At 45.8% G+C, this 26,973-nt stretch carries 25 protein-coding genes, 1 other RNA gene and 1 pseudogene; 16 read left to right on the top strand and 11 right to left on the bottom strand.

The genetic code is table 11. The features are described 5' to 3' along the window. The first annotated feature begins 60 nt into the window (after window positions 1–60). Window positions 61–1,290, top strand: coding sequence for a diguanylate cyclase DgcN (gene dgcN, locus RTW80_RS17450; RefSeq protein WP_263937147.1), 1,230 nt, complete (start codon window positions 61–63; stop codon window positions 1,288–1,290). 15 nt (window positions 1,291–1,305) lie between these two features. Continuing rightward, window positions 1,306–1,788, top strand: a complete 483-nt coding sequence (locus RTW80_RS17445) for an OmpA family protein (RefSeq protein ID WP_000589828.1) — start codon at window positions 1,306–1,308, stop codon at window positions 1,786–1,788. A 75-nt stretch (window positions 1,789–1,863) separates the two neighbouring features. Here the strand turns inward: RTW80_RS17445 and rplS are convergent, their stop codons facing one another. From rplS to ffh, 5 genes are all read right to left on the bottom strand, one after another. Then, window positions 1,864–2,211, bottom strand: coding sequence for a 50S ribosomal protein L19 (rplS, locus tag RTW80_RS17440; protein ID WP_000065253.1), 348 nt, complete (start codon window positions 2,209–2,211; stop codon window positions 1,864–1,866). Between the two features lie 41 nt (window positions 2,212–2,252). Then, entirely contained in the window at window positions 2,253–3,020 is a 768-nt protein-coding gene (gene trmD / locus RTW80_RS17435) for a tRNA (guanosine(37)-N1)-methyltransferase TrmD (RefSeq protein WP_000264777.1), read from the bottom strand. 30 nt (window positions 3,021–3,050) lie between these two features. Next, window positions 3,051–3,599: a ribosome maturation factor RimM gene (gene rimM / locus RTW80_RS17430; protein ID WP_000043335.1), complete on the bottom strand. Its 549-nt coding sequence runs from the start codon at window positions 3,597–3,599 to the stop codon at window positions 3,051–3,053. An 18-nt stretch (window positions 3,600–3,617) separates the two neighbouring features. Further along, a complete protein-coding gene (gene rpsP, locus RTW80_RS17425) occupies window positions 3,618–3,866 on the bottom strand; it encodes a 30S ribosomal protein S16 (protein ID WP_000256450.1) in 249 nt (82 codons plus the stop codon). Between the two features lie 136 nt (window positions 3,867–4,002). After that, window positions 4,003–5,364: a signal recognition particle protein gene (ffh, locus tag RTW80_RS17420; protein ID WP_000460035.1), complete on the bottom strand. Its 1,362-nt coding sequence runs from the start codon at window positions 5,362–5,364 to the stop codon at window positions 4,003–4,005. Window positions 5,365–5,530: 166 nt separating this feature from the next. On the opposite strand from ffh, the gene RTW80_RS17415 reads away from it, so the two are divergent. Continuing rightward, a complete protein-coding gene (locus tag RTW80_RS17415; RefSeq protein WP_001338897.1) occupies window positions 5,531–6,322 on the top strand; it encodes an inner membrane protein YpjD in 792 nt (263 codons plus the stop codon). A gap of 20 nt (window positions 6,323–6,342) precedes the next feature. After that, window positions 6,343–7,629 carry an HlyC/CorC family transporter gene (locus RTW80_RS17410; RefSeq protein ID WP_010723175.1) on the top strand — a complete coding sequence of 429 codons (1,287 nt, stop codon included), beginning with the start codon at window positions 6,343–6,345 and terminating at the stop codon, window positions 7,627–7,629. 54 nt (window positions 7,630–7,683) lie between these two features. On the opposite strand, the gene grpE is transcribed toward RTW80_RS17410, so the two are convergent. Then, window positions 7,684–8,277 carry a nucleotide exchange factor GrpE gene (gene grpE, locus RTW80_RS17405; RefSeq protein WP_001296310.1) on the bottom strand — a complete coding sequence of 198 codons (594 nt, stop codon included), beginning with the start codon at window positions 8,275–8,277 and terminating at the stop codon, window positions 7,684–7,686. Window positions 8,278–8,399: 122 nt separating this feature from the next. Here grpE and nadK point away from each other — a divergent pair, with 122 nt between their 5' ends. The 3 genes from nadK to bamE all read left to right on the top strand — a co-directional run bounded on the left by nadK (window position 8,400) and on the right by bamE (window position 11,515). Continuing rightward, window positions 8,400–9,278, top strand: coding sequence for an NAD(+) kinase (nadK, locus tag RTW80_RS17400; RefSeq protein ID WP_001059169.1), 879 nt, complete (start codon window positions 8,400–8,402; stop codon window positions 9,276–9,278). Window positions 9,279–9,363: 85 nt separating this feature from the next. Further along, the gene (recN, locus tag RTW80_RS17395) at window positions 9,364–11,025 is read left to right on the top strand and encodes a DNA repair protein RecN (protein WP_000880910.1); all 1,662 of its coding nucleotides are present in this window, start codon (window positions 9,364–9,366) and stop codon (window positions 11,023–11,025) included. A 148-nt stretch (window positions 11,026–11,173) separates the two neighbouring features. After that, entirely contained in the window at window positions 11,174–11,515 is a 342-nt protein-coding gene (gene bamE / locus RTW80_RS17390; RefSeq protein ID WP_001203437.1) for an outer membrane protein assembly factor BamE, read from the top strand. 61 nt (window positions 11,516–11,576) lie between these two features. Here bamE and RTW80_RS17385 read toward each other — a convergent pair whose 3' ends face one another. Both RTW80_RS17385 and ratA read right to left on the bottom strand, forming a co-directional pair. After that, on the bottom strand, window positions 11,577–11,867 hold the full coding sequence (locus tag RTW80_RS17385; protein ID WP_001117838.1) for an RnfH family protein: 291 nt from the start codon (window positions 11,865–11,867) through the stop codon (window positions 11,577–11,579). Then, a complete protein-coding gene (ratA, locus tag RTW80_RS17380) occupies window positions 11,857–12,294 on the bottom strand; it encodes a type II toxin-antitoxin system toxin RatA (RefSeq protein WP_001300750.1) in 438 nt (145 codons plus the stop codon). Before ratA ends, RTW80_RS17385 begins: the two co-directional genes overlap by 11 nt. A 170-nt stretch (window positions 12,295–12,464) precedes the next feature. Here ratA and smpB point away from each other — a divergent pair, with 170 nt between their 5' ends. From smpB to RTW80_RS17350, 6 genes are all read left to right on the top strand, one after another. Continuing rightward, entirely contained in the window at window positions 12,465–12,947 is a 483-nt protein-coding gene (gene smpB / locus RTW80_RS17375) for an SsrA-binding protein SmpB (protein ID WP_000162574.1), read from the top strand. A 214-nt stretch (window positions 12,948–13,161) separates the two neighbouring features. Beyond that, window positions 13,162–13,524: a transfer-messenger RNA gene (gene ssrA / locus RTW80_RS17370) on the top strand. 166 nt (window positions 13,525–13,690) lie between these two features. Further along, a complete protein-coding gene (locus RTW80_RS17365) occupies window positions 13,691–14,920 on the top strand; it encodes an integrase domain-containing protein (RefSeq protein ID WP_001062342.1) in 1,230 nt (409 codons plus the stop codon). A gap of 282 nt (window positions 14,921–15,202) precedes the next feature. Beyond that, window positions 15,203–16,759: a recombinase family protein gene (locus RTW80_RS17360; RefSeq protein ID WP_000135614.1), complete on the top strand. Its 1,557-nt coding sequence runs from the start codon at window positions 15,203–15,205 to the stop codon at window positions 16,757–16,759. Next, window positions 16,749–17,645, top strand: a complete 897-nt coding sequence (locus tag RTW80_RS17355; RefSeq protein ID WP_000936460.1) for a ParB/RepB/Spo0J family partition protein — start codon at window positions 16,749–16,751, stop codon at window positions 17,643–17,645. Before RTW80_RS17360 ends, RTW80_RS17355 begins: the two co-directional genes overlap by 11 nt. Beyond that, complete coding sequence (locus tag RTW80_RS17350; RefSeq protein ID WP_000614783.1) at window positions 17,642–18,538, top strand: ParB/RepB/Spo0J family partition protein; 897 nt, start codon at window positions 17,642–17,644, stop codon at window positions 18,536–18,538. The genes RTW80_RS17355 and RTW80_RS17350 overlap by 4 nt, the downstream gene beginning before the upstream one ends. A gap of 1,114 nt (window positions 18,539–19,652) precedes the next feature. Here RTW80_RS17350 and RTW80_RS17345 read toward each other — a convergent pair. Beyond that, window positions 19,653–19,922: pseudogene (locus RTW80_RS17345) on the bottom strand (integrase core domain-containing protein); the annotation flags it as partial. A 211-nt stretch (window positions 19,923–20,133) separates the two neighbouring features. Here RTW80_RS17345 and RTW80_RS17340 point away from each other — a divergent pair. The 3 genes from RTW80_RS17340 to RTW80_RS17330 are packed head-to-tail and all read left to right on the top strand — an operon-like array spanning window position 20,134 to window position 26,127. Continuing rightward, window positions 20,134–21,681 (top strand): class I SAM-dependent DNA methyltransferase, encoded by a 1,548-nt coding sequence (locus tag RTW80_RS17340; protein WP_032343002.1) that lies wholly within the window; start codon window positions 20,134–20,136, stop codon window positions 21,679–21,681. Beyond that, window positions 21,678–22,829, top strand: coding sequence for a restriction endonuclease subunit S (locus tag RTW80_RS17335; RefSeq protein ID WP_032343003.1), 1,152 nt, complete (start codon window positions 21,678–21,680; stop codon window positions 22,827–22,829). The genes RTW80_RS17340 and RTW80_RS17335 overlap by 4 nt, the downstream gene beginning before the upstream one ends. A 58-nt stretch (window positions 22,830–22,887) precedes the next feature. Next, entirely contained in the window at window positions 22,888–26,127 is a 3,240-nt protein-coding gene (locus RTW80_RS17330) for a type I restriction endonuclease subunit R (protein ID WP_033548215.1), read from the top strand. 45 nt (window positions 26,128–26,172) lie between these two features. Here the strand turns inward: RTW80_RS17330 and RTW80_RS17325 are convergent. Together RTW80_RS17325 and RTW80_RS31450 are read right to left on the bottom strand one after the other, a co-directional pair. Beyond that, a protein-coding gene (locus tag RTW80_RS17325; protein ID WP_249546533.1) for an IS1 family transposase occupies window positions 26,173–26,837 on the bottom strand; the annotation gives its coding sequence in 2 pieces (ribosomal slippage) (window positions 26,173–26,621 and window positions 26,621–26,837; 666 coding nt in all). 78 nt (window positions 26,838–26,915) lie between these two features. Next, on the bottom strand, window positions 26,916–26,972 hold the full coding sequence (locus RTW80_RS31450; protein WP_003032489.1) for an IS1 family transposase: 57 nt from the start codon (window positions 26,970–26,972) through the stop codon (window positions 26,916–26,918). Between the last annotated feature and the right edge of the window lies 1 nt (window position 26,973).

Raw genomic sequence — 26,973 nt, 5'->3', positions numbered from 1 at the left:
TGATAGAAACAGAAGCCACTGGAGCACCTCAAAAACACCATCATACACTAAATCAGTAAGTTGGCAGCATCACCCGATAATTCTCTTAATAAGCGCCCCACGTTTAAAAGAGCATTACGCAACATCAGTATCACCAGCATATTTATCACTATGATGCTGATCTGGTTGCTGCTTTCCGTGACCTCGGTGCTGACCCTGAAACAGTACGCGCAAAAAAACCTGGCACTGACAGCAGCAACAATGACTTACAGTCTGGAAGCAGCTGTCGTTTTTGCCGATGGCCCTGCAGCAACTGAAACACTGGCAGCGCTGGGCCAGCAAGGGCAATTTTCAACTGCAGAAGTACGTGATAAGCAGCAAAATATTCTGGCGTCCTGGCATTACACCCGTAAGGATCCAGGCGATACTTTCAGCAATTTCATAAGCCACTGGCTCTTCCCCGCCCCCATCATTCAGCCGATTCGTCACAATGGTGAAACCATTGGCGAAGTACGCTTAACCGCTCGCGACAGTTCAATCAGCCATTTTATCTGGTTTTCGCTCGCCGTACTGACCGGTTGTATTCTGCTGGCATCAGGCATCGCAATTACCCTCACCCGCCATTTGCACAATGGCCTGGTGGAAGCACTGAAAAATATCACCGATGTCGTACATGATGTGCGTTCCAACCGCAATTTTTCCCGACGAGTTTCGGAAGAACGTATCGCTGAGTTTCACCGCTTCGCTCTCGACTTCAACAGTCTGCTGGATGAAATGGAAGAGTGGCAGCTTCGTTTACAGGCTAAAAATGCGCAGCTTCTACGTACCGCGCTACATGACCCATTAACCGGGCTGGCTAACCGCGCAGCGTTTCGTAGCGGCATCAACACGTTGATGAACAATTCCGATGCCCGAAAAACGTCGGCGTTACTATTTCTTGATGGCGATAATTTCAAATACATCAATGATACCTGGGGTCATGCGACGGGCGATAGAGTCTTGATTGAAATCGCAAAACGGTTAGCTGAAGTTGGCGGGCTGCGACATAAAGCATACCGCCTGGGCGGCGATGAATTCGCTATGGTGCTCTATGATGTACAGTCAGAATCTGAAGTGCAGCAGATATGCTCAGCACTGACACAAATCTTTAATCTCCCGTTTGATCTTCATAATGGTCATCAGACCACCATGACATTAAGCATTGGTTACGCGATGACCATTGAGCACGCCTCTGCGGAAAAATTACAAGAGCTTGCCGATCACAATATGTATCAGGCCAAACACCAGCGTGCCGAAAAGCTGGTGAGATAACAAGGATATATCGATATGATAAAGCACCTGGTAGCACCCCTGATTTTCACCTCACTAATACTGACTGGCTGCCAGTCCCCTCAGGGAAAGTTTACTCCTGAGCAAGTCGCCGCTATGCAATCTTATGGATTTACTGAATCCGCCGGCGACTGGTCGCTGGGCTTATCAGATGCCATTCTGTTCGCAAAAAATGACTACAAATTGCTCCCGGAAAGCCAGCAACAGATCCAAACCATGGCAGCCAAATTGGCCTCGACAGGGCTAACACATGCCCGTATGGATGGACACACCGATAACTATGGTGAAGACAGTTACAACGAAGGCTTATCATTGAAACGGGCGAATGTCGTGGCCGATGCATGGGCTATGGGTGGACAAATTCCACGCAGCAATCTCACCACACAGGGTTTAGGAAAAAAATATCCCATAGCCAGTAACAAGACCGCCCAGGGCCGCGCCGAGAACCGCCGCGTCGCAGTGGTGATTACTACCCCTTAAAACACCAGCAAACAGATAAAAAAGGGCCAGCCAATTGGCCAGCCCTTCTTAACAGGATGTCGCTTAAGCGAAATCTTAGTTAAGACGCTCTTTGATACGAGCAGCCTTACCAGTACGCTCACGCAGGTAGTACAGTTTAGCTTTACGAACAGCACCACGACGTTTGACAGAAATGCTGTCAACTACCGGAGAGTGAGTCTGGAAGACACGCTCAACGCCTTCGCCGTTGGAAATTTTACGAACAGTGAATGCAGAGTGCAGACCGCGGTTACGAATAGCGATAACCACGCCCTCGAATGCCTGCAGACGTTTTTTGGAACCTTCAACAACCCATACTTTCACTTCCACGGTATCACCCGGACGGAAGGAAGGTACGTCCTGCTTCATCTGCTCTTGTTCAAGTTGCTTAATAATGTTGCTCATAATTTAATCTCTTATCCTGGGTAAACTGATATCTCGGGGGCTTACGCCATCCCATCATGTTTATGTTGCTGTTGTGCGTGTTCCGTTTTGAACTCCGCCAGCAACCTTGCTTGCTCTTCAGTCAGAGCCAGGTTTTCCAGAAGTTCAGGTCTTCTAAGCCAGGTACGGCCCAGCGACTGTTTCAAACGCCAGCGACGTATCTCGGCATGGTTGCCCGACAGTAACACTGGCGGAACTTCCATCCCTTCTAACACCTCAGGCCGCGTATAGTGCGGGCAATCCAGCAATCCTTCAGCAAAGGAATCTTCCGTTGCCGAGGCTTCATGTCCCAGTACTCCCGGAATAAACCGAGAAACGGAGTCAATCAGCGTCATTGCTGGTAACTCACCACCACTGAGAACGTAATCGCCGATTGACCATTCTTCGTCAATTTCGGTTTGGATCACGCGCTCATCTATACCTTCGTAGCGACCGCACACCAGAATCAATTTTTGATTCGTTGCCAGTTCGCTGACGCCCGCTTGATCAAGCTTGCGTCCCTGTGGTGACAGATAAATCACCTTTGCGCCTTCACCCGCCGCGGCTTTTGCTGCATGAATGGCGTCCCGCAAGGGTTGCACCATCATTAACATCCCCGGTCCGCCGCCGTAAGGACGATCGTCCACGGTACGGTGCCGGTCATGCGTGAAGTCGCGAGGACTCCAGCTCTGGATGCTCAGCAGGCCATTTTTAACTGCCCGGCCAGTTACCCCGTAATCGGTAATTGCGCGGAACATTTCAGGAAACAGGCTAATTATGCCAATCCACATAGCGCCGTCTTTTACCGTTTATCCGGTGGTTTAAAAACCAGGATCCCAATCTACTTCGATTGAACGAGTAGTGAGATCGACTTTCTTGATAACCTGCCCATCGAGGAACGGTACGAGACGTTCCTTGATACCAAACGCATCTTTCAGGTTTGCCTTAATGACGAGAACGTCATTAGATCCGGTTTCCATCATATCGACGACTTTACCGAGATCGTAGCCTTCAGTGGTTACTACCTGGCAGCCCATCAGGTCTTTCCAGTAGTAGTCCCCCTCTTCAAGCTGAGGCAGCTGCGATGAATCCACGACAATTTCACAATTCGTCAGCAGGTTCGCCGCATCACGATCGTCAACGCCTTTCAGCTTGATGATCATGTCCTGATTGTGGTGCTTCCAGCTTTCCAGCTGGACTTGCTGCCACTGACCCGCCTTCTGGATAAACCAGGGCTGATAGTCAAAAATGCTTTCGGCGTCTTCGGTGGAAGAAAACACTCTGAGCCACCCACGAATACCGTAAGACGAACCCATTTTTCCCAAAACGATGGGATCAACAGGTGCTTGCGCGGTGAGTTGTTTGCTCATCATGACCACCGTGACAGATTAAGCTGCTTTGTTTACTTCTTTGATCAGCGCAGCAACGCGATCAGAAATAGTTGCGCCCTGGCCAACCCAGTGAGCGATGCGATCCAGATCCAGGCGAGTGCCTTCTTCTTTTTCGCTAGCGATTGGGTTGAAGAAACCAACGCGCTCGATGAAGCGACCGTTGCGTGCATTACGGCTGTCAGCGACAACAACCTGGTAGAACGGACGCTTTTTAGCGCCGTGACGTGCTAAACGAATAGTTACCATAACATCCTCTTGTGTGAATAAAACAACCGGACCCCATCGAGGAACGGAGTCCGGTGTCATATTAAAAGCCCGAAAATTTTACTGATTTCTGGAGAAAATGCAATCAGCAGTTAATAACTCTGTCGCATAAGGTCATTTAGCGACCAGGAAATCCCGGCGGCATCATCCCCTTCATGCTTCTCATCATCTTCGCCATTCCGCCCTTCTTCATTTTCTTCATCATGCGCTGCATGTCGTCGAACTGCTTCAGAAGGCGGTTAACGTCCTGCACCTGCATACCGCAACCGGCAGCGATACGACGCTTACGCGAACCTTTGATGATTTCTGGCTTAGCGCGCTCTTTCATCGTCATCGAGTTGATGATGGCTTCCATACGCACCAGCACTTTATCGTCCATCTGCGACTTAACATTATCCGGGATCTGCCCCATGCCCGGCAGCTTGCCCATCAGGCTAGCCATGCCGCCCATATTTTTCATCTGGCGCAGTTGCTCAAGAAAATCGTTGAGATCGAAGCCGTCGCCTTTTTTCAGCTTGCTGGCTAATTTCTCTGCCTGCGCGCGGTCAACTTTGCTTTCGATATCTTCGATCAGCGACAGTACGTCGCCCATGCCGAGAATACGCGACGCGATGCGGTCCGGATGGAACGGCTCCAGCGCCTCAGTTTTCTCGCCAACACCGAGAAACTTGATCGGTTTGCCAGTGATGTGACGAATAGAGAGCGCCGCACCGCCGCGGGCATCGCCGTCCACTTTGGTCAACACTACGCCGGTAAGCGGTAACGCTTCATTGAATGCTTTTGCCGTATTGGCCGCATCCTGACCGGTCATGGCGTCAACCACAAACAGGGTTTCAACCGGGTTAATCGACGCATGGACTTGTTTGATCTCGTCCATCATCGCTTCGTCAACGTGCAGACGACCAGCGGTATCCACCAGCAGCACGTCGTAGAATTTCAGTTTGGCTTCTTTCAGCGCCGCGTTAACGATATCTACCGGCTTCTGACCAACATCAGAAGGGAAGAAATCAACGCCCACCTGCTCTGCCAGCGTCTCAAGCTGTTTGATTGCCGCCGGGCGATAAACGTCGGCAGAAACCACCAGCACTTTCTTCTTGTGCTTCTCGCGCAGGAACTTACCGAGTTTACCAACGCTGGTTGTTTTACCGGCACCTTGCAGGCCCGCCATCAGCACGACCGCAGGCGGTTGCGCCGCCAGGTTCAGGGTCTGGTTCTCTTCGCCCATCGCCGCAACCAGTTCGTTACGGACGATTTTGACGAACTCCTGCCCCGGCGTCAGGCTCTTATTAACTTCATGACCAACCGCTTTCTCTTTTACGCGATTGATAAACTCACGCACTACCGGCAGAGCGACGTCCGCCTCCAGCAGCGCCATGCGCACTTCGCGCAGCGTATCTTTTACGTTGTCTTCAGTGAGGCGTCCACGGCCACTGATATTGCGCAGCGTGCGCGACAAACGATCGGTTAAATTATCAAACATTGTCTCTCGCCTGGGGTGGAAACGGTTGGCCGCAATCGCGACACATCATCAGTATTTTGCCGCAGTATAACATGAAGGCGTCTTTGTTGTTATGCAACGGTTGGAGCAGCGTTCACCTGACGCTATACTGCTTCTCTTTCTTATTGCTCAAACTGTCGACATCACTATGCCCGTTTTTGCTCTGCTCGCGCTTGTCGCCTACTCCGTCAGTCTTGCGCTGATTGTTCCCGGTCTGCTGCAAAAAAACGGCGGCTGGCGGCGCATGGCTATTATTTCTGCGGTCATTGCGCTGGTCTGCCACGCAATCGCTCTGGAAGCCCGCATCCTGCCCGACGGTGATAGCGGACAAAACCTCAGCCTGCTGAACGTTGGTTCATTGGTCAGTTTGATGATCTGTACGGTAATGACCATTGTGGCTTCTCGCAATCGTGGCTGGTTGCTGCTACCCATTGTCTATGCCTTTGCGCTTATCAACCTGGCGCTGGCGACCTTCATGCCCAATGAATACATCACCCATCTGGAAGCAACGCCTGGGATGCTGGTGCACATTGGCTTATCGCTCTTTTCCTATGCCACGCTAATTATCGCCGCCCTGTACGCGCTGCAACTGGCGTGGATTGATTACCAACTGAAGAACAAGAAGCTGGCATTTAACCAGGAAATGCCGCCATTGATGAGTATCGAGCGTAAAATGTTCCACATCACGCAGATTGGCGTGGTGCTGCTAACGCTCACGCTTTGCACTGGCCTGTTCTACATGCACAACCTATTTAGCATGGAAAATATCGACAAGGCTGTGCTCTCTATCGTGGCGTGGTTTGTCTATATTGTGCTGCTGTGGGGACATTACCATGAAGGATGGCGTGGACGCCGCGTCGTCTGGTTTAACGTTGCGGGCGCGGTAATTCTGACACTGGCCTACTTCGGCAGCCGAATTGTCCAGCAGTTAATCAGCTAAACCCAGAAAAGGAGTTTCCCCTGGAACACATTTCTACTACTACGTTGATCATTATTCTGATCATCATGGTGGTCATTTCAGCCTATTTTTCCGGGTCCGAAACCGGAATGATGACCCTCAACCGCTATCGTCTGCGACATATGGCGAAACAGGGTAATCGCTCGGCCAAACGCGTCGAAAAATTGCTGCGTAAGCCAGACCGCCTGATAAGCCTGGTGTTAATCGGCAATAACCTGGTCAATATTCTTGCCTCCGCGCTCGGCACTATTGTTGGGATGCGTTTGTACGGCGATGCGGGCGTGGCAATTGCGACTGGTGTGCTGACTTTTGTCGTACTGGTATTTGCTGAGGTATTGCCGAAAACCATTGCCGCGCTGTACCCGGAAAAAGTCGCTTATCCGAGTAGTTTTCTGCTGGCTCCGCTGCAAATTTTGATGATGCCGCTGGTCTGGTTGCTGAATGCTATCACCCGTATGCTGATGCGCATGATGGGTATCAAAACCGATATCGTGGTTAGCGGCTCTTTGAGCAAAGAAGAGTTGCGCACTATCGTGCACGAATCACGCTCACAAATTTCCCGTCGCAATCAGGATATGCTGCTGTCGGTGCTCGATCTGGAAAAAATGACCGTTGATGACATCATGGTGCCGCGCAGTGAAATTATCGGTATTGATATCAACGATGACTGGAAATCGATTCTGCGCCAACTCTCCCACTCACCTCACGGGCGCATCGTGCTCTACCGTGATTCGCTGGACGACGCCATCAGTATGCTGCGAGTACGTGAAGCCTGGCGGTTGATGTCGGAGAAAAAAGAGTTCACCAAAGAAACCATGCTGCGCGCCGCGGACGAGATCTATTTTGTGCCGGAAGGTACGCCGCTCAGCACGCAGTTGGTAAAGTTTCAGCGCAACAAAAAGAAAGTCGGCCTGGTCGTCAACGAGTATGGAGACATTCAGGGGCTGGTGACGGTTGAAGATATTCTGGAAGAGATTGTCGGCGATTTCACTACGTCGATGTCGCCAACACTTGCCGAAGAGGTCACGCCGCAAAACGACGGTTCGGTGATTATCGATGGCACCGCCAACGTGCGGGAAATCAACAAAGCCTTTAACTGGCATCTACCGGAAGATGATGCCCGCACGGTTAATGGCGTCATTCTTGAGGCACTGGAAGAGATCCCTGTCGCAGGCACCCGCGTGCGTATTGGCGAGTACGATATAGATATTCTCGACGTACAGGACAATATGATTAAGCAGGTAAAAGTTTTTCCTGTGAAACCGCTGCGCGAGAGTGTGGCGGAGTAACGAAAACGGCCCTGCATTCGCATGCAGGGCCGTGAATTATTACGAAAACAGAAATTACGCTTTTGCTTTCGCTACAGTTACCATCGCCGCACGAATCGTACGACCATTCAGCGTATAACCCTTCTGCATAATGCCCAGTACGTTACCTGGCGCAACGTCATCAGATTCCACCATTGCGATAGCCTGATGCACATTCGGGTCCAGCGGCACGTTAGTTTCGGCGATCACTTCAACACCAAACTTACGCACAACATCCAGCATCGACTTCAGCGTCAGCTCAATGCCTTCAACCATCGCAGACATATCCGGGTTAGCTTTATCAGCCACTTCCAGCGCACGATCCAGGCTATCAATCACCGGCAGCAATTCGTTGATGAATTTCTCCAGCGCGAATTTGTGGGCTTTTTCAATATCCAGTTCAGTACGTCGACGCAGGTTTTCCATTTCGGCTTTTACACGCAAAATGCCGTCACGTTCACGGGTCTGGGCTTCAGCCAGCTGAGCTTCGAGATTCGCAATTTTTTCATCGCGCGGATCCACCTGCTCAGCAGAAGCTTCTGGCTCAACTGCCTCAATCTCTTCGTGCTGATCCATGATAATTTCTTCCGGGGCTTGCCCCTCAGGCGTTTTCTGTTCTTTACTACTCATGAATTTCTCCGCGTTTTTTTCGCATTCATCTCGCTAACTTCGCTTATTATGGGGATCAGTTTCAGGGTTTCAAGGGAAGCACTCACATTGTCATCAATCTTCGCAACAAGGACCTCGGAAAAATGAATAATCATTTCAAGTGTATTGGCATTGTGGGACACCCACGGCACCCCACTGCACTGACAACACATGAAATGCTCTACCGCTGGCTGTGCACAAAAGGTTACGAGGTCATCGTTGAGCAACAAATCGCTCACGAACTGCAACTGAAGAATGTGAAAACTGGCACGCTCGCGGAGATTGGGCAACTAGCTGATCTCGCGGTAGTCGTTGGTGGCGACGGTAATATGCTGGGCGCGGCACGCACACTCGCCCGTTACGATATTAAAGTTATTGGAATCAACCGTGGCAACCTGGGTTTCCTGACTGACCTTGACCCCGATAACGCCCAGCAACAGTTAGCCGATGTGCTGGAAGGCCACTACATCAGCGAGAAACGTTTTTTGCTGGAAGCGCAAGTCTGTCAGCAAGATTGCCAGAAACGCATCAGCACCGCGATAAATGAAGTGGTGCTTCATCCAGGCAAAGTGGCGCATATGATTGAGTTCGAAGTGTATATCGACGAGATCTTTGCGTTTTCTCAGCGATCTGATGGACTAATTATTTCGACGCCAACAGGCTCCACCGCCTATTCCCTCTCTGCAGGCGGTCCTATTCTGACCCCCTCTCTGGATGCGATTACCCTGGTGCCCATGTTCCCGCATACGTTGTCAGCACGACCACTGGTCATAAACAGCAGCAGCACGATCCGTCTGCGTTTTTCGCATCGCCGTAACGACCTGGAAATCAGTTGCGACAGCCAGATAGCACTGCCGATTCAGGAAGGTGAAGATGTCCTGATTCGTCGCTGTGATTACCATCTGAATCTGATTCATCCGAAAGATTACAGTTATTTCAACACATTAAGCACCAAGCTCGGCTGGTCAAAAAAATTATTCTAATTTTACGCCAGCCTCTTTACTGTATATAAAACCAGTTTATACTGTACACAATAACAGTAATGGTTTTTCATACAGGAAAACGACTATGTTGGCACAACTGACCATCAGCAACTTTGCTATCGTTCGTGAGCTTGAGATTGATTTTCATAGCGGCATGACCGTAATAACTGGCGAGACCGGCGCGGGTAAATCTATTGCAATAGATGCCCTCGGTCTTTGTCTCGGTGGTCGCGCTGAAGCCGACATGGTGCGTACCGGCGCTGCTCGCGCTGACCTGTGCGCCCGTTTTTCTCTGAAAGATACGCCAGCGGCTCTGCGCTGGCTGGAAGAAAACCAGCTTGAAGACGGGCATGAATGTTTGCTTCGTCGCGTGATCAGCAGCGATGGTCGCTCCCGTGGTTTCATCAACGGTACAGCTGTTCCTCTGTCACAACTGCGCGAACTGGGTCAGTTGCTGATTCAGATCCATGGTCAGCACGCTCATCAATTACTCACCAAACCTGAGCACCAAAAATTCCTGCTTGATGGCTATGCCAATGAAACCTCTCTACTGCAGGAAATGACCGCACGTTATCAGTTGTGGCATCAAAGCTGCCGTGACCTCGCGCATCATCAACAGTTAAGCCAGGAACGCGCCGCCCGTGCGGAACTGCTGCAATACCAATTAAAAGAACTTAACGAATTTAATCCGCAGCCCGGAGAGTTTGAACAAATCGACGAAGAGTACAAACGTCTGGCGAACAGCGGTCAATTGCTGACCACCAGCCAGAATGCATTGGCATTAATGGCCGACGGTGAAGACGCAAACCTGCAAAGTCAGCTTTACACGGCTAAACAACTGGTGAGCGAATTGATTGGCATGGACAGCAAACTGTCCGGCGTACTTGATATGCTGGAAGAAGCTACCATCCAGATTGCTGAAGCCAGCGATGAACTGCGCCACTACTGCGATCGTCTGGATCTCGATCCCAACCGACTATTTGAACTTGAACAGCGCATCTCAAAACAGATTTCGCTGGCACGTAAACATCACGTCAGCCCTGAGGCATTGCCACAGTATTACCAGTCGCTACTGGAAGAACAGCAGCAACTGGACGATCAGGCCGACTCACAAGAAACGCTTGCGCTGGCGGTAACGAAACATCATCAGCAGGCACTGGAAATCGCGCGCGCATTACACCAACAACGCCAGCAATATGCAGAAGAACTTGCACAGCTGATCACCGACAGTATGCATGCGCTCTCAATGCCGCATGGGCAGTTTACGATCGATGTTAAATTTGACGAGCATCACCTGGGCGCTGACGGTGCCGATCGTATTGAGTTTCGGGTAACCACCAACCCAGGTCAGCCAATGCAGCCTATTGCCAAAGTCGCATCCGGTGGTGAATTGTCCCGCATCGCACTGGCAATCCAGGTCATCACGGCGCGTAAAATGGAAACCCCGGCACTGATTTTTGATGAAGTGGATGTAGGGATTAGCGGTCCAACAGCGGCAGTTGTCGGCAAACTGCTGCGTCAACTCGGCGAATCAACTCAGGTGATGTGTGTTACCCACCTGCCACAAGTCGCGGGATGTGGTCATCAACACTATTTTGTCAGCAAAGAAACCGATGGTGCGATGACAGAAACGCATATGCAATCCCTGAATAAAAAAGCGCGGTTACAAGAGCTGGCGCGCCTGCTTGGTGGCAGTGAAGTCACACGTAATACACTGGCGAATGCGAAAGAACTGCTTGCAGCGTAAACTTTTTTCCTGCTTCACGGTCAGAGTAAACAGCAAAACGCCGTAAGACCGGAAAGCAAAAGGTTTTAAAGTGATGAAAGGTCTATTATCATCGGCATATTACAGATGAGCCACGTACTGCTCGGGCCCGAAAAGGAATCAAATCACTATGCGCTGTAAAACGCTGACTGCTGCAGCAGCAGTACTATTGATGTTGACCGCAGGCTGTTCCACTCTGGAGCGAGTGGTTTACCGTCCTGACATCAACCAGGGGAACTATCTGACCGCTAACGACGTATCCAAAATACGTGTTGGCATGACGCAACAACAAGTTGCGTACGCATTGGGTACACCGCTGATGTCCGATCCATTTGGTACGAATACCTGGTTCTATGTCTTCCGCCAGCAACCAGGTCATGAAGGTGTAACGCAGCAAACGCTGACGCTGACCTTTAACAGTAGCGGTGTGTTGACCAATATTGATAACAAACCTGCGCTGAGTGGTAACTAATAATAAAGTTGCTCTCAAAGACGTTAAAAAAGGTGCTCAATGAGCACCTTTTTTCTGTCTGTTATTTATTCGCTGATTTTTCTGCTCGTTGCCTGCGAAGCTCTTTCGGATCGGCAATGAGAGGGCGATAAATCTCCACCCGATCGCCATCATGCACACTATCGCTTAGTTTTGCCGGACGGCTGTAAATGCCGACTTTGTTTTTAGTTAAATCGATATCGGTACGCAATTCCAGCAAGCCACTGGCGCGAATAGCTTCTTCAACCGTCGCGCCCTCCTGCAGCGTCACGCGCTGCAGGTACTGCTTCTCAGGTAGCGCATAAGCCACCTCAACGGCAATTTTACCTGGCACTGTAAACCTCTTTCGCACGAACCGTAAAAGCCTGGACCATATTAGCCGCCAGCTCTTTAAACACGCGACCAAAGGCGAGTTCAATCAACTTATTGGTAAACTCAAAGTCGAGATGAAACTCGATACGACACGCCTCCTGGCTCAGCGGCGTAAACTTCCATCCACCAATCAATTTCTTGAACGGCCCATCCACCAGATTCATAAGAATACTTTGGTTACTGGTCAACTGGTTGCGGGTAGTAAACGTTTTGCTGATCCCAGCCTTAGAGACATCTACCGCCGCAGTCATCTGCCCAGGAGTGGACTCCAGAATCCGACTTCCGGTACAACCCGGCAAAAACTGAGGATAAGACTGAACGTCATTCACTAACTGATACATTTGCTCCGCGCTGTAGGGTACCAGTGCGGTCCGGCTAATCTGAGGCATAACAATTTCCATCAACAAAAATCCAACAAATAATATCATTTATCCTGCTGTAAAAAAAACGCTATCCCGGCGCTGGGTAACATCGGGTTCATGCTAAGATAGAGCCTTGTCCCCCGCAGGATTGATATGGGGTGTTTTCGATTTCAGATTACCGATGATTCACGACGCTTATGACAAAGAAAAAAGCACATAAACCTGGTTCAGCGACCATCGCGCTTAACAAGCGCGCCCGTCACGAATACTTTATCGAAGAAGAGTTCGAAGCGGGACTTGCCCTGCAAGGCTGGGAAGTTAAATCCCTGCGCGCAGGAAAAGCCAATATCAGCGACAGCTATGTCCTTCTGCGTGACGGAGAAGCGTTCCTGTTTGGCGCAAACATCACGCCAATGGCAGTGGCCTCCACGCATGTGGTGTGCGATCCTACCCGTACCCGCAAGTTACTTCTCAACCAGCGCGAACTGGACTCATTGTACGGTCGCGTCAATCGAGAAGGCTATACCGTAGTGGCGCTCTCCCTGTACTGGAAAAATGCCTGGTGCAAAGTGAAAATCGGCGTCGCCAAAGGTAAGAAACAGCACGATAAACGTTCAGATATCAAAGAGCGCGAATGGCAGGTGGATAAAGCGCGTATCATGAAAAACGCCCACCGTTAAACCTGCACTCCAATTATTGACCAGTTCCTCACCGCGCCTCCCTCTCCGGCGGCGCGAATGAACATCTTATTGGCTATCACATCCGACACAAATGTTGCCATCCCATTGCTTAATCGAATAAAAATCAGGCTACATGGGTGCTAAATCTTTAACGATAACGCCATTGAGGCTGGTCATGGCGCTCATAAATCTGGTATACTTACCTTTACACATTGGGGCTGATTCTGGATTCGACGGGATTTGCGAAACCCAAGGTGCATGCCGAGGGGCGGTTGGCCTCGTAAAAAGCCGCAAAAAATAGTCGCAAACGACGAAAACTACGCTTTAGCAGCTTAATAACCTGCTTAGAGCCCTCTCTCCCTAGCCTCCGCTCTTAGGACGGGGATCAAGAGAGGTCAAACCCAAAAGAGATCGCGTGGAAGCCCTGCCTGGGGTTGAAGCGTTAAAACTTAATCAGGCTAGTTTGTTAGTGGCGTGTCCGTCCGCAGCTGGCAAGCGAATGTAAAGACTGACTAAGCATGTAGTACCGAGGATGTAGGAATTTCGGACGCGGGTTCAACTCCCGCCAGCTCCACCAAATATTGATGTACTGAAGTTCAGTAAAGTCTACTAAGCCCGCACAGCACAAGCTCTGCGGGCTTTTTTACGTCTATTGTAGTCTAGTGAGAATTGCTGAGAACTACGAGTTATGGCACCCTGAATGGGACCCACGAAGATGGGTCCTAAAATCGAGGGTCCCAAACATGGCCAAAATCGCTAAGAAGCTCACTGACACTGAAATCAAAAGCACCAAACCTGCCGAAAAAGAGGTTAACCTTTTTGACGGCGATGGTTTGCTGTTGCGAATCGCTCCCCTGGCGAAGGGAGGGAAGAAAAATTGGTATTTCAGATATGCAGTGCCTGTGACCAAAAAGCGAACTAAGGTGAGCTTAGGAACCTATCCTCACCTTACACTTGCGAAGGCACGAGCTTTACGTGATGAATACTTGTCGTTGCTTACAAATGGTATAGACCCCCAAGTTCATAACAACCAAAAAGCCAATGCACTGAAAGATGCCACGGAACATACATTTCAAGCAGTAGCCAAGAAGTGGCTTGATGAGAAAGTCAAAACGTCAGGCATCTCCCAAGATCATGCTAACGACATCTGGCGAAGCCTAGAGAGAAATATCTTTTCCACATTGGGTGATACCCCAATTAAGGAGATTCGCCCTAAAATGCTTAAACAGCATTTAGAACCCATAGAAAAACGAGGTGTCCTTGAAACACTTCGCCGCATCATATCCCGCCTGAATGAAATTTTCCGCTATGCAGCAACAGAAGAACTCATAGAATTCAACCCGGCAGACAACCTGGGGCAACGGTTCAGCAAGCCAAAAAAACAGAATATGCCAGCATTACCCCCTTCCGAACTCCCTCGCTTCTTGGTTGCTCTAAACAATGCTTCTATCCGTTTGGAAACAAGGCTACTGATTGAGTGGCAACTTCTCACATGGGTTCGCCCAGGTGAAGCTGTTCGCACAAGATGGTCAGATATTGATATTGAAACTGGCATGTGGAACATCCCGGCGGAGTTTATGAAAATGAAGAAGCCTCACAAAGTTCCACTGAGCAAAGAAGCTTTGCGAGTTTTGGATTTAATGAAAGTCATCAGCGGGCATAGAGAGTGGGTGTTCCCCAGTATCAAAGCTCCACTCAATCACATGCATGAACAAACAGCTAATGCGGCCATAATCCGTATGGGTTTCGGAGGTGAGCTTGTAGCTCACGGTATGCGATCCATTGCTAGAACGGCTGCTGAGGAGTCTGGCAAGTTTAGGACTGATGTCTTAGAAGCCGCCCTTGCCCACTCGAAGAAAGATGAAATAATTGCAGCCTACAATCGTGCAGAGTATCTCACTGAACGGGTGGTTCTCATGCAATGGTGGAGTGACTATGTTTCGTCTCAAAAATGCAAAGTTATTGCCGCATAACTCTCCCATGATGGATTAACTATCTTGATTTAGTTAAAGAATTAATAATCACACCATTAACCTATGTGGACTAAGCATAGCCATTTACAAATGGGGACATTGAGTCCACATAACGAAAGCTGTCGGTCATATCAGCTAAATAATTCACATCTCTTCTCGATTATCATACACCTCGAAGATCTACCAAATTCGCTCTAATCAATGATAAAACAGTTGAATTCGGTTAAAATTTGATCAATTTTATCCTCTACATTGTATTGAATCACCCATGAGGTTTCGTGCATGGCTAGCGAAAATGACAAAAATCATAGAGTTAGGGTCGCGCAGTACTTGAGGATGTCTACCGACCATCAGCAATATTCTTTACATAATCAGTCCGAATATATCAAAGATTATGCTGAAAAGAACAATATGGAAATCGCTTATACCTACGATGATGCAGGTAAGAGCGGAGTCAGTATCGTAGGCAGGCATTCTTTGCAGCAGTTACTTAGCGATGTAGAACAAAAGAAAATAGATATACAGGCTGTATTATTTTATGATGTGAGCCGTTTTGGTCGTTTTCAAAATAGTGATGAAGCGGCATATTATTCCTTTCTATTTGAGAGAAATGGTGTAGATCTTATATATTGTTCCGAACCTATACCCACTAAAGATTTCCCTTTAGAGTCCTCTGTTATACTGAATATAAAAAGATCTAGTGCTGCATATCACAGCAGGAATTTATCTGAAAAGGTATTTATAGGGCAAGTAAATTTAATAAAGCTTGGTTATCATCAAGGCGGTATGGCTGGTTATGGGCTGAGACGTCTTTTAGTAGACGAAAATGGCATAGCTAAAGAAATATTGAGTTTCCGCAAAAGAAAGAGTATTCAAACAGATAGGGTAATATTAATTCCGGGACCAAAAAATGAAATAAAAATTGTAAATAGAATATATGATCTCTTTATAGATAATAACGTCCCAGAATTCATTATTGCTGAGAGATTAAATGAACAGAACATACCTGCAGAAAATGGAACATTATGGACTCGTGCAAAAATACATCAAATTTTGACAAATGAAAAATATATTGGAAACAACATATATAACAAAACCTCATCTAAATTAAAAAGTAGGCTTGTAAAAAACCCCAAACATGAATGGGTTAGATGTGACAAGGCATATAAACCTATTATTTCAAAGAAAAAATACAATAAAGCTCAAGAAATAATTCAGCTCCGATCCATTCATTTGACTAATGAAGATCTATTAGAAAAACTAAAACAAAAATTAGAATCTAATGGAAAACTATCAGGCTTTATCATTGATGAAGATGATACAGGCCCTTCATCTTCTGTTTATAGAACCCGATTTGGTGGTCTTTTAAGAGCATATACTTTGATTGGTTATAAGCCAGAACATGATTACAGCTATCTCAAAATAAATGAAGCACTAAGATCATTTCACTCAGAGATAATTGAGGATTTTAAGGGTGAAATTTTAAAAAGTAACTGTCATATAGACGAGTATAAATATGCCCCAATGCTTTACATCAATGATGAGTTTTTAATTTCCGTCCTTGTTACTAAATGCATACATATGAAATCAGGTAAACTTAGATGGAAAGTCCGGTTTGATAACTCACAGAAAGCAGACATAACAATTGTTATACGAATGAATTCACAAAATATTTCACCTCTTGATTTTTATATCATACCAAAGATTGAAAACGAATATAATAAAATGTGTATGACGGAAACAAACAACATTCGATTAGATCTCTATAGATTTGATAATCTTGATAAACTTCTACAAATTATTACTCGCATGAAAGTGAGGGAACTATATGCTGCCTGAAAAAAATGAATTCCCAATAATTCAAATTGAGATTGCAAAAATAAAATTTCTTAACCCACGAACAAGAAATAAGTTAGTGCATGAAGAAATAAAGGAAAGCATAAAAAAAAGAGGATTAAGCAAGCCTATAAGCGTAAGAGCTATTGATGAAGGCGATTTCAAATATGCTTTAATTTGTGGTCAAGGGAGAATAGAGGCTCTCGTTGCATTAGGTGAAACTATTATTCCAGCAATTATAAGAGATGTATCAGAAGAAGATGCTTACGTTATGAGTTTAGTTGAAAACATTGCAAGGAGAAGACCACGTTCTAATGAGTTATTACAGGTGATTAAAGACATGAAAATCAGAGGACTTTCAGACTCCGAAATAAGTGAGATTACTGGATATTCATCGAACTGGGTGAGCAGTATTAATATGCTACTTGATAAGGGAGAGCATAAACTTCTCTCAGCAGTCGAACGGGGTAATTTGCCTCTGTATCTCGCAGTGCAATTTGCAAGATGTGAAACTGAGGAAGCACAAGATATTCTTACCGAAGCATATGATAAAAAATTAATAAAAAGTCGGGACATTATAAAGATAAAACACATTCTAAATCAAAGAACAGTTGGGAATAAAGGTGCAAAAGCAGCCGGATTTTATTATCACAAACCATCAAAAAGGATGACTGCAGAGGAGTTGATTGAGCTTTATGAAAATAGTATCGCTGAACATAAATCTGTTTATAACAACTCAAAATTCATAAAAACCAACCTACTAATAGTAAATGAGATTTTTAACATCATAATGATGAATAAAAGCTTTCAACATATACTTGAACAAGAGAATCTTTCAGAACTACCATCTCAGATATTAACCCCAGTAAACAAAGAGGTATTAAAATGATTCAGATACGTTTTGGCGATAATTTTATTTACCTGGAAACTAATAAGTTAATTCCATCTAAGGAATTATTAGAAAACGTAAAGCGAAGCCATAAATATCATCAAATAGTTACCTCTATCGAAAGCTTAGGTATTATTGAACCAATAATAGTATTCTATGACAAAGATAAAGATGTCACTAAGATACTTGATGGCCATTTAAGGGTTGAGGCTTTAAAAGACTTAGGTATAGAAAAAGCTCCATGTATACTTTCGAGCATAGATGATGCTTTCACTCCTAACAAACAAGTGAATCATATAAATGTAGTTGAAGAACATAGAATGATAATTAAGTCTCTGGCAAAAGTATCAATTGAAAAACTTAGTGCTGCTTTGGGCATATCTGTTGATGCCATAAAAGATAAAGCGAATGTGATGAACGGCATAGATCCAAGTGTAATTGCGAAACTTTCTGATAAACCTATACCTAAGGCTACATTTGACGTTTTGAGGAAAATGAAGCCAATTCGCCAAATTGAAGCAGTCGGTACAATGATTAATTTTGATAATTATAGTAAAAAATTTGCAATGAGCATCTTGGATGCAACACCGGCATCGATGATAGTAAATAAAGGGAAAAACACTCCCTATAAAAAGGATATAAAAAAAACCATACTTCGTCTGGAACAAGAAATGGCAACAACTTCGGAAGAAACGAAAAAGCTTCAAACCGAGTATGGTTCAGATATGTTGAAATTCGTTATAATCCAGTCATATATTAATAAATTACTTGGCAATTCTAAAGTTCTTCATTGGTTCTTAGAAAACGAGGTTGATTATCTTAATGAGTTAAAAAGAATTTCTAGAATAAATTCTTTGGATGATAAGACTCTTACTGAAAACAGCAAGTCATAGTCATGTTTTATATAGCCTAAATAAACCAAGAAGTATACTTACACAACGACCTTCACGCCGAAGAAGCTGTCAGATACGCCAGCAACCAAAGCATTACGTTTAAGTGTCAGTCATTGATACGAAGGGATAACTGCGTATCAGCAGCCGGACATTGAGTCGAATAAAGGCTGGTAGAGAGGGACAGTTCTGTGTCACCGGGAGATTCGTCAGAAACATCAGCGGCAGAACAGATGAACCAGCAATTGGTAGTGCACAGAAAACTCTCCAGTATTTAATTATTCAACTTAACACTAAAAAAAATCACATATTTAATATCATAATTTTTCTTTGGTCTACGTATGCGAGAGTTATTGTGGCTTTAACCGGGTATTAGGAGTCGTTTCAGATAAAAGATGTTCTTCGATTCGACTGGACTTGGTAATAGCAATAAGTAATCGTTAATATTGAAGGACGAAAGGCTACTTCAAAACAAAGTAACCTTTCCAATATTCCCATCTATGGGACAAGTGGTACATTAACTGCACATAGTGCAGGATACATATGACATAAAACTTTTTATTTATGGCATACATTATAAATAACTTGTATTTTATGAATGTCAATAGGTTCTTGTTTAATACTTTTAAAATAATTAATTGATTGTTTTTATTATAGCTTCGCTTGTACAAGCGAAGATCCTATTGTTCTTGAATGAATAATGCCAATTATAAGAGAAGCAAGGGCTAACTCTGCGAAGCCGCTGCGCTTGCTTCTTCGAGTTCCCCTTGCTTTTCTGCCCTTCGGTTAGAAAAGAAGCCAAACTGCTACCAACCTTGAATCTCTATATTTTTGAATAGACAAACATTACCCGCTCCCTTAATCACCACTATCAAACATAAAAAATCATCTTACAAATAACCCCATACACATCATTTTAGATTGCGACCTTATTAAATTAAAAATTCAACCTTAGATGGAATTTAATGTACAAGGAGTGTCCTACTGTAACGGAGAATTTTAAACATTAAAAATTACAACTATGGTTTGTCATAGCCTGTACATCTATTCACCTCATGCATATGCACTAAGAAAGCTTTTTTGAATACTGGAGTTGTCCCTGCTAAAACGGACACGGCTAATTAACTGCTAATATGGCATCACGATATTCGCGTGGCGATTTCATGTTCAACCCCTTGTGTGGATGCAGATTATTATAATCCTCTATCTATTCTGCCATTGTTTCCATCATTTAGACTGCATCCAGCAGATCATCTACGTACACATAATCCCGCTTGAACGTCTTTACAAACGATTCTGCCATGCCGTTACTTCCCGGACTGCGTACTGGTGTAGTACACACGATGAACCACAGTGAACTAGCGAATGTGCGCGTGGCATCGGCTGTGCAGCAATTATGCCAATGACACTGGCTCCATTGACGGCAATGACCTGACATCTACAATCCCGCTACAAAGCATTTACTCCATGAGTCATTGCACTTGCTGAGCTACACGAACACACTAAAACCAGATAATAATTAATCGCTGTATAAGCTCGTAACAAGCGGAACTTTAAGGCAAAATAGGGCCATCTTCCACCTTCACAAAGTTACGCTAATGGCCAGAAAACCTAAAGAAATCAAAACAGACCCGTTAGAGGTCATCCTGTGGAAAGCGGCTGACAAGCTACGTAAGAACATTGATGCAGCCGAGTACAAGCATGTCGTGCTGGGCCTGATTTTCCTTAAGTATATTTCTGATTCTTTTGAATCTCATTATGAGTTGCTGAAGGCTGGTGAAGGCGAGTTCGCAGGCGCTGACCCGGAAGATAGAGACGAGTACACCGCTTACAACATTTTCTTTGTCCCTGAGCTTGCACGCTGGAACTATCTAATATCTAAGGCAAAGCTACCCGAAATCGGTAAGCTGGTTGATGATGCTATGGAGCTTATCGAAGCGGGTAACCCACAGCTAAAAGGTGTGCTGCCGAAAGTCTACGCTCGCCAGAACCTCGACGCAACTGTGCTGGGTGAACTGATAGATCTGATTGGCAACATTGCACTGGGAGATGCCAAAGCGCGTTCTGCTGATGTATTAGGCCACGTATTCGAATACTTCCTTGGTGAATTTGCACTGGCAGAAGGCAAACAGGGCGGTCAGTTCTATACGCCAAAATCCATCGTAAGCCTGCTGGTTAACATGCTGGAACCCTATAAAGGCCGAGTCTTTGACCCTTGCTGCGGTTCCGGTGGTATGTTCGTTCAGTCAGAAAAATTTGTTGAAGCGCATCAGGGAAATATTGACGATATTTCGATTTACGGTCAGGAATCCAACCAGACCACCTGGCGTCTGGCAAAAATGAACCTGGCTATCCGGGGTATCAATTCAGAACACGTCCGCTGGAACAGTGAAGGCTCATTCCTTAACGATGCCCACAAAGATCTAAAATCTGATTTTATCATTGCCAATCCACCGTTTAACGTGTCTGACTGGTCCGGTGAGCAGCTTCGTGGCGATGCCCGTTGGCAATACGGTATCCCACCTACCGGGAATGCTAACTTTGCCTGGATGCAGCATTTTCTGTATCACCTGTCGCCAAAAGGTCAGGCTGGTGTTGTACTGGCAAAAGGGGCTTTAACATCTAAAAGTTCTGGTGAAGGTGATATCCGTGCCGCACTGGTAAAAGATGCCAATGTGATTGACTGTATCGTAAATTTACCTGCAAAACTGTTCCTGAACACCCAGATCCCTGCGGCGTTATGGTTTATGCGTCGTGATCGTGAAAATAGCAGCCAATATCGTGATCGCAGTAAAGAAATTCTGTTTATTGATGCCCGGAATTTAGGCCATTTAATTAATCGTCGAACCAAAGTCCTGTCTGACTACGATATTAAAACCATAGCCGATACCTACCATAACTGGCGTAACAAAGGTGGCGACTACGAAGACGTCGCTGGTTTCTGTGCGTCAGTAGACATTGCTGAAGTTGCTAAACTCGATTATGTGCTGACACCTGGCCGTTATGTTGGTCTTGCTGATGAAGAAGACGATTTCGACTTTAAAGAACGCTTTACGGCTCTTAAAGCTGAGTTTGAAGCGCAACTGGAAGAAGAGGCGCGTCTGAACAGAGCCATCGTTGATAATCTGGCGAAGGTGGTTTTATGAGTAGGTGGAGAAATTTTTGTATAACTGAATTAGCAGATTTTTGCAACGCACAAAGAATTCCTTTGAGTGCTATGGAACGAGCCCATAAGAAAGGAAATTTTCCATATTATGGAGCGTCAGGAATTGTCGATTATATCGACAATTATATTTTTGATGGCAGCTACATCCTTATTTCTGAAGATGGAGAAAACTTAAATTCCAGAAAAACACCTATAGCATTTGAAGCTACTGGAAAATTTTGGGTTAATAATCACGCTCATGTCCTTAAAGCTAAAAAGCCCCATTTAACGGCATTGATAATCCAATATTTTTCACAACTTGATCTATCTCCTTATTTAACAGGTGCTGCTCAACCAAAATTAAATAAAGCATCGCTAAATTTGATTCCTCTTTACTTACCAATTGATGAATCTGAACAAAAAGCCATCGCCTCTATTTTGTCCTCTCTTAAAGACAAAATAGACCTGCTTCATTGCCAGAATAAAACACTAGAATCTATGGCTGAAACCCTGTTTAGGCAGTGGTTTATTTTAGATAGCACTGGTGTATCAGTTAGTATAGATCAGATAATTGACTTTAATCCAAAGCGAACTTTAATTAAAAGCCAAGACGCTACTTATTTGGACATGGCTGGACTGAGCACTGTTAATTTTCGTGCAAATGGATATTACAGACGTCCATTTTCTTCAGGAACTAAATTTACTAAACGAGATACCTTGCTAGCCAGAATTACCCCATGTTTAGAAAATGGGAAAGCGGCCTATATTGATTTTTTAGACGACAATGAAACTGGATGGGGTTCTACCGAATTCATAGTTATGCGTCCTAAAAAAGAAATCCATCCTTTTATCTCATATATCATGTGCCGAAACCCGGACTTCAAAGAATATGCAGAAAGCTGTATGGAAGGTTCAAGTGGCAGACAACGAGTTAACTTGGATCATCTTAAGAAGTTCAATGTTAATCTGCCAACAGAAGCTTCCCTACGTATAATTAATGAGTTATTAGATTCATTTGAAAGTAAACTTATTAACAACTCAAAACAAATTGATAGCTTAGAAAAACTCCGCGATACCTTACTTCCCAAACTGATGAGCGGTGAAGTACGGGTTCAGTATGCAGAAGAAGCAATCGCATCAGTAGCATAAAATAATTATGCGGGTGTACAGCCCGCTCTCTGGTTAAGCGGCAATAAGGACAGTACGCATGGCAAAGATGACCGAATCCGATATTGAAGTAATGGCAATTGAGCACCTGCAAGGGCTGGGCTATGAGTATGTTTACGGCCCGGACATTGAACCCAGTGGAATCAATCCGTTACGTAGCTATCAGCAGGTTATCCTTGAAGATAAGGTGCGTATTGCTCTACAACGCCTGAATCCGCACCTTAGTGAACAGAAGTGTGAGGAAGCCCTGAAACAGGTGATGCAGATCAGCACACCTGATCTAATGGCAAACAATCTGGCCTTTCATCGCCTGTTGACCGAAGGGATCAATATCGAAGTCAGTAAGGATGGTAATACACAAGGAGAGCTGGCCTGCCTGATCGACTTTAACGATCCCACTAATAATGAATTTCTGGTCATTAATCAGCTCACCATCAAAGAAGGCAATCATACCCGCCGACCTGATCTTATTTTATTCATCAACGGCCTGCCATTAGTCGTTATCGAACTTAAAAATGCCGCTGACGAAAATGCTACGGTAACAGGTGCCTATAATCAGATTAAAACCTATCAGAACCAAATCCCCGGTCTGTTTAACTACAATGCTTTTAATGTGATATCTGACGGGCTGGAAGCCAAAGCGGGGACGGTTTCTGCCGATTTCAGTCGTTATATGACGTGGAAAACTGCTAACGGTAAAACGCAAGCCACCAGTACCCAACCACAGCTTGAAGTTTTATTACAGGGGTTGCTTAATCCTGTAACGCTGCTGGATATGATCCGCCACTTTATCGTGTTTGAGGCCAGCAAACATGAAGACAGCAAAGGGATTATCAGTATCCGTACTGTTAAAAAAATGGCGGCTTATCACCAGTACTACGCGGTCAATGCAGCAGTTCTTTCCACTATTCGTGCCTCAGCGGTGAATGCGGACTCCCCCTCTGCCGAAGTGGCACTGCGCCAGCAGGGACGTAACAGTAAAGATCTTGTTAATGCGCAAAAAACCGGAGATCGCAAAGCGGGCGTAGTCTGGCATACTCAGGGTTCCGGTAAATCGCTTTCGATGGTGTTTTATACCGGGAAAATTGTGCTGGCGCTGGATAATCCGACAGTTGTTGTGATTACTGACCGTAACGATTTGGATGATCAGCTATTCGGTACGTTCTCTTCCGCGACCCAGCTACTTCGTCAGACACCAAAACAGGCCGACAACCGGGAAGAACTCAAAGAATATTTGCGCGTAGCCTCTGGTGGTGTGGTGTTTACCACTATTCAAAAATTCCAGCCTAATGATGGCAGCAATATCTATGAGTTGTTGTCAGACAGAACCAATATTGTCGTTATCGCTGATGAAGCCCACCGTTCACAATACGGTTTCAGCGCCAAAGAAGTTGACGTGAAAGACAGCGAAGGCAACGTAACAGGTAAACGCACCGTTTACGGCTTTGCCAAATATATGCGTGATGCCTTGCCCAATGCTACCTATCTTGGCTTTACCGGAACCCCCATAGAAAAAACGGACGTAAACACACCTGCTGTTTTTGGTAACTACGTTGATATCTACGATATCTCACAGGCCGTAGAAGACGGTGCAACCGTGCGTATCTTCTATGAAAGCCGTCTTGCCAAAATTGCCATCAGTGACGAAGGTCGCCAGCTAATTGAAGACTTCGACGATGAGTTTAACGAAGACGAGCTGACGCTTACCCAGAAAGAACGGTCTAAATGGGCCAGAATCGAAGGTTTGATTGGCAGTTCAAAACGTATTAAAGCTATTGCGGCGGATATGGTTCAGCACTTTGAACAGCGCTTAAAATCTAATGCCGATCATGGCAAGGGCATGATTGTCACCATGTCCCGTCGTATTGCTGCTGAACTTTATAAAGAAATCATAGAGTTAAAACCTGAATGGCACAGCGATAATCTAAATGATGGCGTGATTAAAGTCGTCATGACCTCTTCTGCTGCTGACGGACCAGAAATCGCTAAACACCACACCACAAAAAAAGAACGTCAGGTTCTGGCTAATCGTATGAAGGATGACGACGACAAGCTGAAACTGGTGATAGTGCGTGATATGTGGTTAACCGGCTTCGACGCTCCCAGCATGCATACGCTGTATATCGACAAACCAATGAAAGGCCACAACCTCATGCAGGCAATTGCCCGTGTGAACCGTGTGTATAAAGATAAGATAGGCGGTCTGGTTGTTGACTATCTGGGCATTGCCTCTGATTTAAAAGAAGCCCTCTCCTTTTACTCTGATGCAGGTGGACGTGGAGATCCTGCTGAGGTTCAGGAAGAAGCTGTAACGCTCATGCAGGAAAAGCTGGAAATCCTGGAAGGCATGATGCATGGCTACGATTACAAAGCTTACTTTGCCGCAACTACTTCACAACGCCTGACAATTATTCTTGAATCAGAAAACCATATTTTAGGGCTGGATAACGGTAAAGGTAAAATGCGTTTCCTGGCTGCGGTTGCAGCCTTGTCGCAGGCATTTGCATTGGCGACACCGCACGATAAAGCAATGGAAGCGGCACCCGAAGTAGCATTCTTCCAGGCAGTAAAAGCCAGACTGAATAAATTTACTGAAAACTCAGACGGATCAGAAGAAGAACACAATGACAGTCTGGAAGTTCGGGTAAAACAGACTATCGATCAGGCTCTGGTTACCGATAAAGTTGTTGATATTTTTGACGCTGCTGGGATACAAAAGCCAGATATTTCCGTTCTTTCTGAAGAATTCCTTCAGGAAATGAAGGATTACCAACACAGAAATATTGCTTTGGAAACGCTTAAAAAACTGCTTTCTGACGAGATTAAAGTTCGCTCGAATCAAAGTATCACCCAAGGCAAAAAACTGATTGATATGCTGACCTCTGCAATCAATGGCTACCAGAACAAGGTACTGACAGCAGCGGAGGTAATTGATGAGCTAATCAAGCTTGCCAAGACTATCCAGGAATCTGACAGCCTTGCCAGCCAGTTAAACCTCAGCGCTTATGAATATGCCTTCTATTCTGCTGTTGCAGATAACGACAGTGCTCGCGAGTTAATGGAAAAGGAAAAACTACGAGAACTGGCAGTCGTACTTACGGAGGCTATCCGCAACAATGTCAGTCTTGACTGGACAGTGAAAGAAGCAGCAAGAGCAAAAATTCGCGTGGTGGTAAAACGTCTGCTCAAAAAATATGGTTATCCGCCTGATATGTCATTGCTCGCCACAGAGACTGTTTTGAAGCAGGCTGAACTTTTAGCTGGAGAATTAGGAAAATGATTCCCTAAATTTTTAGCATATAAACTATTTGGTAATGGTCCCAACTTATTGATAGTGTTTTATGTTCAGATAATGCCCGATGACTTTGTCATGCAGCTCCACCGATTTTGAGAACGACAGCGACTTCCGTCCCAGCCGTGCCAGGTGCTGCCTCAGATTCAGGTTATGCCGCTCAATTCGCTGCGTATATCGCTTGCTGATTACGTGCAGCTTTCCCTTCAGGCGGGATTCATACAGCGGCCAGCCATCCGTCATCCATATCACCACGTCAAAGGGTGACAGCAGGCTCATAAGACGCCCCAGCGTCGCCATAGTGCGCTCACCGAATACGTGCGCAACAACCGTCTTCCGGAGACTGTCATACGCGTAAAACAGCCAGCGCTGGCGCGATTTAGCCCCGACATAGCCCCACTGTTCGTCCATTTCCGCGCAGACGATGACGTCACTGCCCGGCTGTATGCGCGAGGTTACCGACTGCGGCCTGAGTTTTTTAAGTGACGTAAAATCGTGTTGAGGCCAACGCCATTCATGGCCATATCAATGATTTTCTGGTGCGTACCGGGTTGAGAAGCGGTGTAAGTGAACTGCAGTTGCCATGTTTTACGGCAGTGAGAGCAGAGATAGCGCTGATGTCCGGCGGTGCTTTTGCCGTTACGCACCACCCCGTCAGTAGCTGAACAGGAGGGACAGCTGATAGAAACAGAAGCCACTGGAGCACCTCAAAAACACCATCATACACTAAATCAGTAAGTTGGCAGCATCACCCCTTCCTGGGTAATGACTCCAACTTATTGATAGTGTTTTATGTTCAGATAATGCCCGATGACTTTGTCATGCAGCTCCACC

Origin of the sequence: Escherichia sp. AM3, assembly GCF_032029835.1 — a bacterium.
GTDB classification, from domain to species: Bacteria; Pseudomonadota; Gammaproteobacteria; order Enterobacterales; family Enterobacteriaceae; genus Escherichia; species Escherichia coli.
The sequence above is the reverse complement of the archived record's forward strand: the minus strand, read 5'-3'. Positions and strand labels throughout refer to the sequence as shown.